A 12831-nucleotide genomic window follows, 5' to 3' on the forward strand; every position below is an offset into this window, starting at 1 on the left:
AAAACAATATAAAACCATAATCGTTAACTAAGACTCCAGAATGACGGGACATTCCTCCCTTCAAATGAGGTAATCTATTTTATTTAATTAAAAATAACTGGAGTGATGACCGAAAGTAGTATCGTTTCTTGATCAAGCGGATTCTCCCACATATGTGGAAGAGTCGATGGAAAATGAATGGCTTCTCCTTCTCGCAAGTAATATTCATTTTGATCCACCGTGAGCAGTACCGCTCCTTTTAAAACATAATAAAATTCTTCTCCAGGATGTTTTACAAGCTCAATATCCCTTTGACGAGGCTGCATAGTTACAAGGAATGGCTCTATTTTTCGGTCTGCAAAATTATGGCTTAACCGAAGATAAGTAGAATCTGAGCTTTCTATTTTAAATGGTTTTTGATCTTGCTTTTTTACTGCATAATTTAAGCTCTCTGGTTCCTCAAAAAAATGAATCATCTTAACCCCAAAGGCATCGGCAATTTTCTTTAAAGATGTAATAGCAAGTGAAGATGTCCCTCTTTCTATTTGCGACAAAAAACTAACAGAAAGATCTGTCTTTTCGCTTAGCTCCTTTAATGTCATTCCCTGTTCAAACCGTAATTGTTTGATTTTTTGAAAAATTTCTTCCATAGTTGAATCCCTTTCTTCTATCTGAGGAATAATTACTGTATGACTGTAATTGTTTATGATTTTATCATAATTATTTTTGTTGTAAATAAATTTTTAAAATATTTTATATTTTAAGGCAAGATTTTATTTTTAATATTTTCATAATATAATAACTCCACATCTATTACTGACCTATATCAAATAAAAAATGCACCTATTAGATAGATGCATTTAACTAAATTACTATTTTCCAATTTCAGCAAATCTCTTAACTTTTAATTAATAAACAACAGCCAAATATATAAACCAGCAAGTGTGATGAATAATGTCGGAATCGTTAAGACAATCCCCGTTTTAAAATACGTTCCCCATGAGATTTTTACACCTTTTAAGGAGAGGACGTGCAGCCATAATAATGTTGCCAAGGAGCCAATTGGCGTAATTTTTGGACCTAAGTCTGAACCAATGATATTAGCATAAATGAGTGCTTCTCTTATAATTCCCGTTGTGTTTGTTTCTGAAATTGCTAGGGCATCAATCATAACAGTAGGTAAATTATTCATTACAGATGAAAGCAGTGCAGCAATGAACCCCATCCCGATTGTCGCGGTAAATAAACCTTGATCAGCAGCTGATTGAATGACATCCGCTAAAACATTCGTTAACCCAACATTTCGCAAGCCATAAACAACCACATACATTCCAATTGAGAAAAAGACGATAGCCCATGGAGCCCCTTTCATGACTGTCCTTGTATTCACCGCATGGCTTCTTCTTGCCATGAAGAGGAAGAAAATCGCTACTATGCCCGCAATGATTGAGACGGGAATCCCAGTAAATTCACTAGCAAAATACCCCATAAGGAGGACAGCCAGTACATACCATGACAATAAAAACATTTTGTCGTCCCGAATCGCTTCTACTGGTTCTTTCAAATTAGATAGATCATAATTCTTCGGTATGCTCTTACGAAAGAAAAGATATAATACCAAAATACTAGCTGCAAGTGAAAAGAAGTTTGGAATGATCATTCTTGATGCAAATTCATTAAATCCAATTCCGAAATAATCCGCGGAAACGATATTAACAAGATTACTGACAACTAATGGCAGGGATGTTGTATCCGCTATGAATCCACTGGCTATAATAAATGGAAAAACCATTTTTTCTTTAAAATGCAAATTGCGCACCATCGCTAACACAATTGGCGTCAAGATTAGTGCGGCGCCATCATTAGCGAAAAATGCGGAAACAATCGCTCCGAGAATACTGACATACACAAACATTTTTACCCCATTGCCCTTGGCTGCCCTAGCCATATGTAACGCCGCCCACTCAAAAAAACCAATTTCATCTAATATAAGCGAGATAATAATAATGGCAATAAACGTTAAAGTGGCATTCCATACGATCGAAGTCACATCCATGACATCTTCAAAATCAACCACCCCAACGAGTAATGAAAGGATTGCTCCTCCACATGCTGACCATCCGATCGATAAACCTTTGGGTTGCCAAATAACTAAAATAAGTGTTATTAAGAAAATCGCTGATGCTAACATGACTGATATCAATACACAAATCCTCCAATTACTCACATGATTAGGCTCTGCCCCTTACTGGCGTGGTGCAAACAACATTACTGAAACACCAACTAAACAAATAGATGCACCAAGCCAGTCATACAAATCTGGTGTTTTTTTATCAATACCCCATCCCCATAAAACAGAGAGTACGATAAATACCCCTCCATACGCTGCATAGACTCTGCCGAACGAAGGAAATGTTTGAAATGTAGCAATAACCCCATATAAAGCTAGAGCTATCCCTCCGAAAATACCCCAGTAATAAGGCTTCCCTTCTCTTAGCCACAGCCAAATTAGATAACCTCCGCCAATCTCAGCTATTCCTGCAAAAATAAACAAGAAAATAGCAGTAAACATATACACACTTCCTAAACTAATAATATTTGATAAAGAGTGCCATCAATGGTATGACTTATTATTAAATTAATTCGGTTCAACATGGACATGAACATCATATACACCATGTTTGATGGCTAGTGCCTGTTCCACCTCAGTAGAAATATTATGGGCACCTGTAATATCTAATTTCGAATTTACAAGGATAACGACATCTACCACCTTGTTATTGCCATAACTTCTTGCCTTAATTTCTTTGATTCCTTTCACGCCATAAATGTTTTGAATCGTTTCTCTAAAAGATTGAATCTCATTTTCGTCAAAGCCATCAGTCAATTGATGAGAAGCCTCTCTAAAAATATCCCAGGCTGTTTTACAAATTAATAATCCGATGATAACAGCAGCCACGGGATCAAGCCATGCCAGTTGAAATTGAGATCCTATAATTCCAACTGCTGTTCCAATACTAACCCACGCATCTGAAAGATTGTCCTTTGCTGCTGCCATGACTGATTGACTATTAATTTTGTTTGCTAATTTTTTATTATAGCGATACACACCATACATGACGATGGCACAAAAAATCCCCGTCCATGCTGCAATCAAATCAGGGGATGTATGTCCGCCCTTAAAAATAGTAGAAATCGCTGTATATAAAACTTGAATCCCAACGGCCATCATGATAAATGAAGCTACCATTGAAGCAACTGTTTCAGCTTTCCAATGTCCGTAGGGGTGGTTCAAATCAGCTGGTTTTTGAGAAAGTTTTAGACCAATTAATACTGCAATAGAAGCAACAATATCAGTTGTATTATTTAAGCCATCAGCTTTTAAGGCTTCTGAATCTGCCATATTTCCAATCACTAACTTTAAGACAGATAAACATATGTAGGCAATAATACTAATAATAGCTCCACGTTCCCCAAGCTTTAAATCATTATATTTTTGTTGATCCATAGGTTCTACCTCCATAATTATCCTTAACAATACTATCAGGAAGAATCTGGGTGGGTCTATAGAAACCTTTTTTCACTATTCTATAAAAGTAACGTCTATAAAAATATGTTGGCTTAGGCTATATTTATTTTATAATAACAATCATTAAAACAGCAGGTGACAGCAACTTCTTCCCGCGAAAAAAGCCCATATCTTCTATTCGGTGCTTATGTTCCAGTTATATATGAAAACATTATAATTGATTATTCATGAAACAAAACGCAGCTTCATGTTACGTTTTTTCTTTTAGAATCAGTAAATAATAGATATAATCTATGTATTAATCATTCGCTAAAAAATATTTAATAGGAGATACATTATGGATTTGAGGGAACGGTATGAAGCACTTTTTAATAAAATGAATCAGTACAATTCGGGTGATATCGGTATAACGCGTGTTGCCTATACAAATGAGGAGCAGGCAGGTACTCATGCTTTCATGAGGCTTTGTATGGATGAAAAATTAGATGTTCGCCTTGACCCATGCGGAAACTTAATTGCCAGAAGAGAAGGAAAAATAAGAGGCCTTCCTCCAGTTGTGATCGGGTCTCACTTAGATACTGTGTATCAAGGCGGAAAATATGACGGTTTAGTTGGTGTGACAGCGGGGTTGGAGGTCATTTCGCGTTTAAATGCTAGGGGCATCTTGACAGACCATCCGATTGAAGTCGTTTCCTTCGCTTGTGAGGAATCCTCCCGATTTGGTGTTTCTACCTTTGGAAGTAAGGCAATGGCCGGAATCCTAGATAAAGAAAAATACCGGCATCTGAAAGACCGCGATGGCATTACGATGGAAAAGGCATTAGCCTTATGTGCTCTCGATTTTAATAGTATTGATGAAGCAAGCAGAGCAAACGAGGGATTCAAAGCATACTTCGAGCTGCATGTCGAGCAAGGCCCTGTCCTAATAAATAATCAGAAAAAAATCGGAATTGTTACGGGGATTGCAGCACCTGCGAGGCTTCTTCTTAAAATATTTGGGAAAGCCTCACATTCCGGTACAACTCCAATGAATATGCGAAAAGACGCCCTTCTTGGAGCCTCCGAGATTGCCTTAGAGGTTGAAAAAGCTGCAAAGCTTGAACTGGCTTATGGGACAGTTGGAACTGTAGGTGTTTTGGATGTTCCTTCTGGAGCTATGAATGTGGTGCCTGGTTTGGTTGAACTTAAAATCGACATCCGTTCTACCTCCACAGAGTCAAGGGAGCGCGTGTTAAATCATGTCTATGAAACGATTGCTTCTGTAAAAGAAAAGAGACAGCTTGAGATTGAAAGTAATATTATAAGCCTAGAAGAGCCTGTTATTCTTTCTGAAGAGCTTGTAGAAGGGATCAGAAACATCTGCGAAGAGAAGGAGCTTTCCTACGAAGTCATGCAAAGTGGTGCTGGCCATGACGCGATGAACATGACAAGGCTCGGTCCAGTTGGGCTGATTTTTGTACCATCTGTTGACGGATTAAGTCATCATCCTGATGAATTCACAGAACTAGATGACATTTTATTAGGAATTGATGTTTTAGAAGATGCTGTTTTACAGTATGCGAAAGCTGAACATATATAATATGTTGAAACTAAGGTATCGTCAAATTCCTGTTGGCGGTGCCTTAGTTTTTTTAAAAAAAATATAAGTATGAATAAAAAAAACATAAAGTTTAATGATATTAATTGAAACTAATTACCTAATGAAAGTGTGTGAGCAATGTACTATTACAAAGAGGAATTAATTAATTTCATTACACCAGATCAACCAGATCCAGAAGCGGCCAAGGTTATGCAAGAAATATTAGGCGGACACTTTGGTGAAATGAGAACAATGATGCAATATTTCTTTCAAGGTTCAAATTTTAGAGGCAAAGACACACAGTATCGAGATTTGCTTCGAGGAGTTTTTCTAGAAGAGATCGCCCATGTCGAGCTCGTTCAGAATACAATTAATCAGCTATTAAATGATTCAGGTAAATCCGATGTTCCAGGCAACGCGGGGGTTGACCAGGCGCCTCTTGACGATGCCGTTAGACATGCCAATCCACATCATTATATTGTCGGAGCACAAGCTTCACTCCCAGTTGATGCAGCTGGAAACCCATGGAATGGTTCTTGGGTTTATAGTCATGGAAATCTAATAAGTGATTTACTTGATAATTTAGTTCTCGAATCCACTGGAGTTCTCCAAAAAACACGTATATATGAAATGAGCTCCAATAAAACATTCCGTGAAACACTAGCTTTTCTTATTGTAAGAGATAATACCCATCAAAACGCTTTTGCAAAGGCACTTGAAACATTAGGTGTGAATTGGGGGAAGATTTTACCTATACCCAACTACGATATAAATAAATATCCAGAATGCAGGAAATATGTAGAATTGGGCTATCATAATACTCAATTTAATTTTAGATTGGATCCAACCAGAATTGGAGAGATCCTTCAAGGGCAAACACCAAGCAGAAATGGTGAGCCTTTTACAGTATCAGCTCCTCCTCAGGGTTTCCCAGTTCCATTAATGCCTGAAATGCCAAATGAACACAGTCCAGGCTTAAGCGATATGAATAATTAATGATTAACAATGTTGTACTATTAATTTAGAGCCTATTTAAACTAACAGGGCAAGTATCCTCTCCGATTTCAACTATTGACTTGCCCTGTAATAGAATTATTTAACCACCATGAAGGCTCCATAGTTGGCATTTTCTAAATCTTTCAGCCAAAACCCGTACCATGTAACTTTCATAGTTAGCGTTTTCGAACTCTTTCAGCCAAAATCCGCACCATGAAATGTTCATGGTTAGCATTTTCGAACTTCACCATCCAAAACCTGCACTATGAATGAGCTTTCCTTTAATAACTTCCAAAACAGGCAACATAAGTGAATCACCTTTTTACTTGGGTAAATATTCATCCCTGCATTTCCAGCATTCTTAAAATGACCATCTCTCTTCTTTTTGGTATACTGTATATCGTCAAATTCACATACAGAAACTATCAAAAGACTACTAGAATGGACGTGAAATCAGTAAAATGAATACAATTATATACAAAGAAGGAAATGGCTATACTCTAAAAGCGGATTTCCATAAAACAGATCGTGAAAATGCTCCTGTAGTTGTTTATATTCATGGAGGCGGGCTTCTGTGGGGCACAAGAAAAGAGCTTACAGAGGAAATGATTCAGGTTTATACAACTAATGGCTTTGCTGTGTTCTCTATCGATTACAGACTTGCTCCAGAAACAAAGCTATCGGGCATCCTCGATGATGTTCAGGATGCATTAAACTGGATTAAATTAGAAGGACCAAAGCAATTCTCTGTTAATGGGGATAGAATCGCAGTTATTGGCGGCTCAGCTGGTGGATTTCTAGCATTGTCTACTGGTACATTTACTACCAAGCCACGTGCAATCGTATCCTTCTATGGATATGGGGATATAGGTGCTAATTGGGCAACTACCCCTAACAGCTTCTACCTCCAAAAAGATAGAGTGCCAAAAGAAATTGCCGACCGGCTTGTATCCAATGGAATAATCACTGAGGCTTCTGTTCAAGCTAGATTTCTATTATATTTATATGCCCGACAAACCGGACATTGGATCCAAGAGGTAACTGGAATTAACCCGCATATGAATAAAGAGGAAATACAAAAATATTCTCCCATTTATAATATTACGAAGGACTACCCGCCAACTTTATTTTTGCACGGTACAAAGGATGTGGATGTCCCTTACGAACAATCCGTATTTATGCGCGGAGCACTTGTTAAAGAAGGAATTGAGGCAAAGTTAATTACCATCCCAAATGGAGAGCATGTATTCGATAAAGACTTCCATAACCCAACCGTACAAGATGCACTTACACAAGTAGTAGAATTCCTTCAAACTCATTTATCCGAATAATATATTAAAAAACCTTCTCCCATAAACCATAAATTGGAGAAGGTTTTATTTATTTACAAATGACAAAATCCGGCACCTAAAAAGTGCCGGACAAGTCATTTAGTACTCACATTTTTATAGATCATTACTTCTCATCATTTAACTTATGGAAGTGCTCCCATAGGTAGTCACAATCTTCTCTGTTTTCAACTTTAATCATGTTAACAACACTATCGTCTTCACCTTTTAAATATGCGCGAAGGTGTTTGTCAGAAAAACCATGCGTAGCGGCATCTTCATTCGTGCTGCAATAGTACACATTTTTAATACCAGCCCAGATAATCGCTCCCATACACATTGGGCAAGGCTCGCAAGTTGCGTAAATTTCGCAGTCTGATAAGTCAAATGTTCCTAGTTTTTTCGTAGCTTCACGAATAGCAACCATTTCTGCGTGTGCTGAAATATCCGTGTCTCTCATCATTGTATTTCCAACAGCTGCAATTACTTCACCGTTGCGAACGATTGTAGAACCGAATGGGCCACCGTGTCCTTTATTCATACCTTCAATCGTTGCGTCCACAGCTAATTTCATGTAATCCATCGTAAAAGCCTCCCAGTAATATCAATTTTTAATTCACAAGCTTCTATTTTATTCTGTAACAGGACCAATATTTTCTTTCTTATTAACATAGAGTTTATATGCTAAGAATAATGCAATTAGTAGATATCCCCAAACGAAAGGCATAGCAGTTGCTTGTGCAAATCCGATCGTGGCTGTGTGAATGGCACCCATAAAAGATAAACCAGCTGCCAGCACTGCAGCTATGATGCCTCCAATAGGCGTGTTACGGATTGTAAATACTGCGATACAACCCCATAGAACACTGGAAATAGGTGCACCATTACCTAGAGCAACCAAGCCATCGTAGAAAAGTCCAGCATTATTCATATCAAGTGAAGAAACTTGACCTGCAGCATTCCCCGCAGATGTACCAGCAGCTGAAAGTGCATTATTTACAGCAACAAGTGCCCAGTTAGCAACCCATGGGAAGAAACATACAAAGATTGCTGGAGCTTCAAATGCCGGACTTTCTTTAACAACTTGATGCCCTGTTACAATCGCAATAAATACAAGCATCGGAACAATAGCGGCAATTGGGACAACAGCTAGCAACAGACCCATTAGACTGAAAATCGATAATAGGAATATGGCAGCAGAGCTGGCGATAGAATAACCTAAACCTGCACCAACTTCCTTCCAACCAGCGTGACCTACATAGACTGTTACTGGGAATGGGTTTCCACAAAGACCACCTATTGCGGTAGCAAAACCGTTTGCAAGCATAACATCTCTAGTTTTGTATTCATCTCCACTAACTGCTGCAGCTTCAACGTTTTCAAGGTTAAAAATGTAGTTTGCTAACCCTAAAGGAATAGCAGTTAATAAATATGGCAAAGCTGCGCTAAAATGTTCGACAAGTCCATTTAAATGCAACATAGGAGGATTAAAGCCAAATGTTTTTAGAGCTGCAGTAACATCAGCAGGGTTTTGATATCCAGCTATCCAAGCAATTGCAGTTCCGACAACGATCAGTAATAAACCAGTGGGTATTCTCTTAAATATCGGATGTTTACTTAACCAGTTCATAAAGATGATGATTAGTGCAACAAATGCCACGATTGGCATTTCAAAGGATTGAAGCATTGGGTTCATACCTAAGAATACAAATGCTAAACCAGCCAGGGCTGCTAGTAGTACAGTTCTAGGGACAATCTTTCTAATCGTTTCACCTAGGAATGCTCCAAGGAATAAAATGGAGGCCTCAACAAAACCCCAAATCACTGCAACTGTTGTTGTGAAAACAGCATCCTGTGTTTGATGATAAAGGGGAAGCATAATAACAAATACGATAAGAAAAATACCAGGTGAACTAGAACCTGATGGTAGTGCAGTAACATCTGTCCTACCTGTTTTCTTCGCTAATTGATAGGCAAAATAAGCAAAAATAATACCAGATATCAATACAGCAAGTCCAAAACCAGGAACAATTCGTTTAAAAACAAACTCAGATGGCATACCAACTACACCAATTAATAATGAGATCATAACCAAAAAGTCTGTCAAAACGTTAACGAATAAACCGAAGGCAGCAGCAATGTCTCCCTTTTTCCAGAACGCTACTTTTCCCATGTGAATTCTCCTTAATAATGTATTATTTTTCTCACTAGCGAGGATCCATTCGCTTGTGAGCGGTTTCAACTCGCACAAAAGTTTCAAATGCGTGCCTATAGGTTTCTAAATATAGCTTTGAATTAATTAATTCAGCATTTTGCAAGGCTCATTACGATGCCTCAGATTGGAATAAGTATTTAGGCATTTACACTAAACCCTACATGCTTAGTTTATACAAATTGCACAAATCCGTCATTGTGTACAAAATCCAAAAATGGGCGAATGTTATTAGGCAATTTATACAATGTATTTTGTACGAAATGACACAGAATATACTAGATATGGATTAGTATATACAATAAACTCTTAACATATTTAAGCGGCCACCAAAAAATGGTGGCCACTCTAGAAATTTTTAAGCATTTAACAATATGTGTACAGCTTTTTCCTTAATTACCTCATTCAAGTCTTTTCGGATCTGTAATGATTACTTTAGAACCGCTTTTCTCCATGCTTCCGAATTTAAGTTTATTTTGTCTTTTTTAATAATTCCAACGATTGCTCTTTATGCAAATGATACAGAGGATTTGTTGGATCATGGGAAATTGCATTTTCAATAGCTGCAATGGCCTCCTCATGCTTACCTAATGATCTTAAACTGTTTGCCTTATGAAATGAGAAATCGTATCTATGAGGCTGGAGAGCCAACAGCTTATCCATCTCATTGACAGCCTCCATATGTCTGCCTAATTCTCTTAAATAATTCGATTTATGATAACGATAAAACGTTTCATTTGGATCTAGACTACAAGCTTTATCATATTCATTAAGGGCATCCTCTGGCTTTTTCCATAATCTATAGCAGTTAGCTGTATAGAAATAAAAATCCAGATCATTTGGATCCAGGGCTAAAGCCTTGTTGTATTCTTGTAACGCCTCTTCAAACTTCTTTAATTCTTGTAAGAAATAGCCTTTATAATAAATGAGATCAAGGTCCTTATTACCTGTTTCTATAGATTTATTAATTTCTGCAATCGCTTCTTCATACTGATCGTTTTTCGCAAGATGTTTCGCTTTAGTAATAGCTTCGTTTTCCTCTATAAATTCCTTACGAAGAATTTTTAATACTTTATCCTGTTTTAGCTCTACAGCGTGCTGAACAGAGGACTTCCCATCTCTATCCGGTAAGTTTACATCTGCTCCTGCATCCACTAGCGTTTGAATAATATCGGAATATAAACGGCCGCCATTCCCTAATATGACCGACTCTAACAGAGCAGACCAGCCTAGGTTATTGGCGTGATTTACAGGAACTCCTGCATCAATACATACTTGTACAGTCTTTAAATAACCTTTTTCACTAGAAGGGAGCAAAGCAGTGCCGCCAAAGCGATTAACACTTTTTAAATCAGCACCAGCAGCAATCATTAAACGTGTAATCTCATAAAACCCATTTGCAGCAGAAGCAATAAAAGGGGTAAGTTGAGTGATATCTCTTGTATTTACATCGCTTCCAGCATCAATTAACTTTTTGGCGGCAGCCACCTGGTTCTTTTGTGTTGCTGCCATCAGTGCTGTTCGTCCATCGGCATCTTTATAATCAACACTTGCTCCATCATTTAATAGATTCTCAATACCTATTAGATCTCCCCGTTCACTCGCAAGTAGAAGTTCTGAATTCAACGATTTATTATCCACAATTTTCCTCTCCTTTAAAAAAAGGGCCAACTTCACATTTCAATAAAAATTGTATATAAAGAAGGATGACCTAGGATATATACAATATTTTATTGTGTGCGAAATCAGACCCTTCTATTATGATCATTCAAAGTTGTCTTACTGAATATTTTCTGCAAGTGCAAGCATTGCTTTTTCAAACGCTTCTACAGGTGGGTTCGTAATACCTGCGCCAATCATTCCAATTCCCGGATCCTTATGAGCAATTGCAGTATTGATGATAGGCATAATTCCTGTTTGAATGACTTTACGAACGTCAATTCCAGTTGGGACACCCATGAAATCTAACATAGGGATAGTCACATTTGGGTTCTCAGTTGTTGTAATTTCTTTCATTTTCGTTGAATAACCAATCGCATCTTCTACTGTTCCACCAACTAGAGCAACGATTGCTGGAGCAGTCGCCATCGCGAATCCGCCAATACCATATGTTTCAGTGATAGCACTGTCACCAATATCTAGGCCAGAATCTTCAGGCTTGTAGCCAGCGAACATTGGGCCAATTACTTTTTGTGCTGGACCTGTAAACCAAGTGTTTCCAGCGATTCCGCTTACACGAATACCAAATTCAACACCATTACGTGCCATTGTTGTCACAACTGTACTATTCTCAATGCCATGTGCAGCATCTAGAGCACATTTAGCCATTGCCATCCAAGTTGGGCCTGAGAAATAGTCACTGCTTGCAACGAATTCAAAAACTTCACGCTTTTGGTCTATCGAATAATCTGTTTGAAGAATATATGGAGTTAACGCTTGAATTAATAAAGTTGTTCCCGCAACATTACGGTTATGACATTCATCACCCATATGAAGTGCTTGAGCAAGCATTAAGCGAAGATCAATGCCGTTCGGATTTAACTTCATAGCATCTCTTAAAATAGGACCAAAAACATCACGCATCCAATTTAAGCGATTAATTACACTCTCATCATTCGCACCCATACGAAGAATCTTTGATAATTGCTCACTTAGGTTTGTATAAGCAATATTTCCGTATGTTTTGTTTTCAACAATATGCATAAACATAGACGCAGATGTTACCCCTGCCATTGAACCAACACAGTTATGCTCATGACACGGAGCAAAAGTAATTTCCCCAGAAGCTGCTACTTTCTCTGCTTCTTCAATTGTTTTTGCTAAACCTTCAAATACGATTGCACCAGTAACGGCACCCCTCATTGGACCATTCATTTTATCCCAAGTGATTGGAGGGCCAGCATGGAGGATTGTTGTCTTCGTCATGCCGGGTACACAATTGATTGCTTGGTCATAGCCAATTAACACTGGCTGTGAGTTAACAATTCTCTCAGCTGCTAATTTGTTAGCTTCTTCAATTTTCGCCATAATAGCAGGATCTTCAAGCTTATCAAGTGCTGCAATCAAGCTCGGATTTCCTCTGCCTGGAGGTGTCCAATCCAAATGGGCGACTTCCGCATTTTGTTCATGCATGTCATCTTTAAAAGATTCAACCCCTACATTAATAACATTAAGTTTACTATTAAAAAGTTCGTTAATTTTACTCATG

General features: G+C 38.0%; 11 protein-coding genes. 3 read left to right on the forward strand and 8 right to left on the reverse strand.

The annotated features are described in order from the left end of the window. Positions 1-83: 83 nt before the first annotated feature. The 4 genes from RRV45_RS17920 to RRV45_RS17935 all read right to left on the reverse strand — a co-directional run bounded on the left by RRV45_RS17920 (position 84) and on the right by RRV45_RS17935 (position 3487). Complete coding sequence (locus RRV45_RS17920; RefSeq protein WP_315666017.1) at positions 84-629, reverse strand: helix-turn-helix domain-containing protein; 546 nt, start codon at positions 627-629, stop codon at positions 84-86. Positions 630-883: 254 nt separating this feature from the next. Then, positions 884-2182 carry an arsenic transporter gene (locus RRV45_RS17925; protein WP_315666018.1) on the reverse strand — a complete coding sequence of 433 codons (1299 nt, stop codon included), beginning with the start codon at positions 2180-2182 and terminating at the stop codon, positions 884-886. A 42-nt stretch (positions 2183-2224) separates the two neighbouring features. Then, on the reverse strand, positions 2225-2551 hold the full coding sequence (locus RRV45_RS17930; protein ID WP_315666019.1) for a YnfA family protein: 327 nt from the start codon (positions 2549-2551) through the stop codon (positions 2225-2227). 66 nt (positions 2552-2617) lie between these two features. Next, positions 2618-3487, reverse strand: coding sequence for a cation diffusion facilitator family transporter (locus tag RRV45_RS17935; protein WP_315666020.1), 870 nt, complete (start codon positions 3485-3487; stop codon positions 2618-2620). Between the two features lie 358 nt (positions 3488-3845). On the opposite strand from RRV45_RS17935, the gene RRV45_RS17940 reads away from it, so the two are divergent. The 3 genes from RRV45_RS17940 to RRV45_RS17950 all read left to right on the forward strand — a co-directional run bounded on the left by RRV45_RS17940 (position 3846) and on the right by RRV45_RS17950 (position 7414). Continuing rightward, a complete protein-coding gene (locus RRV45_RS17940) occupies positions 3846-5087 on the forward strand; it encodes a Zn-dependent hydrolase (protein ID WP_315666021.1) in 1242 nt (413 codons plus the stop codon). 138 nt (positions 5088-5225) lie between these two features. Beyond that, positions 5226-6083 carry a manganese catalase family protein gene (locus RRV45_RS17945; RefSeq protein ID WP_315666022.1) on the forward strand — a complete coding sequence of 286 codons (858 nt, stop codon included), beginning with the start codon at positions 5226-5228 and terminating at the stop codon, positions 6081-6083. Positions 6084-6544: 461 nt separating this feature from the next. Then, on the forward strand, positions 6545-7414 hold the full coding sequence (locus RRV45_RS17950; RefSeq protein ID WP_315666023.1) for an alpha/beta hydrolase: 870 nt from the start codon (positions 6545-6547) through the stop codon (positions 7412-7414). Positions 7415-7538: 124 nt separating this feature from the next. Here RRV45_RS17950 and RRV45_RS17955 read toward each other — a convergent pair whose 3' ends face one another. The 4 genes from RRV45_RS17955 to RRV45_RS17970 all read right to left on the reverse strand — a co-directional run bounded on the left by RRV45_RS17955 (position 7539) and on the right by RRV45_RS17970 (position 12830). Further along, positions 7539-7994 carry a nucleoside deaminase gene (locus RRV45_RS17955; protein WP_315666024.1) on the reverse strand — a complete coding sequence of 152 codons (456 nt, stop codon included), beginning with the start codon at positions 7992-7994 and terminating at the stop codon, positions 7539-7541. A gap of 48 nt (positions 7995-8042) precedes the next feature. Continuing rightward, positions 8043-9584 carry a xanthine permease gene (locus tag RRV45_RS17960; protein ID WP_315666025.1) on the reverse strand — a complete coding sequence of 514 codons (1542 nt, stop codon included), beginning with the start codon at positions 9582-9584 and terminating at the stop codon, positions 8043-8045. A gap of 510 nt (positions 9585-10094) precedes the next feature. Continuing rightward, positions 10095-11264 (reverse strand): ankyrin repeat domain-containing protein, encoded by a 1170-nt coding sequence (locus RRV45_RS17965; protein WP_315666026.1) that lies wholly within the window; start codon positions 11262-11264, stop codon positions 10095-10097. A 138-nt stretch (positions 11265-11402) separates the two neighbouring features. Next, positions 11403-12830 carry a YlbE family protein gene (locus RRV45_RS17970; RefSeq protein ID WP_315666027.1) on the reverse strand — a complete coding sequence of 476 codons (1428 nt, stop codon included), beginning with the start codon at positions 12828-12830 and terminating at the stop codon, positions 11403-11405. Position 12831 lies beyond the last annotated feature (1 nt).

The organism is Bacillus sp. DTU_2020_1000418_1_SI_GHA_SEK_038, from assembly GCF_032341175.1.
Classification (GTDB): domain Bacteria; phylum Bacillota; class Bacilli; order Bacillales; family Cytobacillaceae; genus Cytobacillus.

Bases quoted from the DNA above. Each gene is read 5' to 3' on its own strand.
- RRV45_RS17920 (WP_315666017.1), bottom strand. From the start codon at position 629: ATGGAAGAAATTTTTCAAAAAATCAAACAATTACGGTTTGAACAGGGA.
- RRV45_RS17930 (WP_315666019.1), bottom strand. From the start codon at position 2,551: ATGTTTACTGCTATTTTCTTGTTTATTTTTGCAGGAATAGCTGAGATT.
- RRV45_RS17935 (WP_315666020.1), bottom strand. From the start codon at position 3,487: ATGGATCAACAAAAATATAATGATTTAAAGCTTGGGGAACGTGGAGCT.
- RRV45_RS17940 (WP_315666021.1), top strand. From the start codon at position 3,846: ATGGATTTGAGGGAACGGTATGAAGCACTTTTTAATAAAATGAATCAG.
- RRV45_RS17945 (WP_315666022.1), top strand. From the start codon at position 5,226: ATGTACTATTACAAAGAGGAATTAATTAATTTCATTACACCAGATCAA.
- RRV45_RS17950 (WP_315666023.1), top strand. From the start codon at position 6,545: ATGAATACAATTATATACAAAGAAGGAAATGGCTATACTCTAAAAGCG.
- RRV45_RS17955 (WP_315666024.1), bottom strand. From the start codon at position 7,994: ATGGATTACATGAAATTAGCTGTGGACGCAACGATTGAAGGTATGAAT.
- RRV45_RS17960 (WP_315666025.1), bottom strand. From the start codon at position 9,584: ATGGGAAAAGTAGCGTTCTGGAAAAAGGGAGACATTGCTGCTGCCTTC.
- RRV45_RS17970 (WP_315666027.1), bottom strand. From the start codon at position 12,830: ATGAGTAAAATTAACGAACTTTTTAATAGTAAACTTAATGTTATTAAT.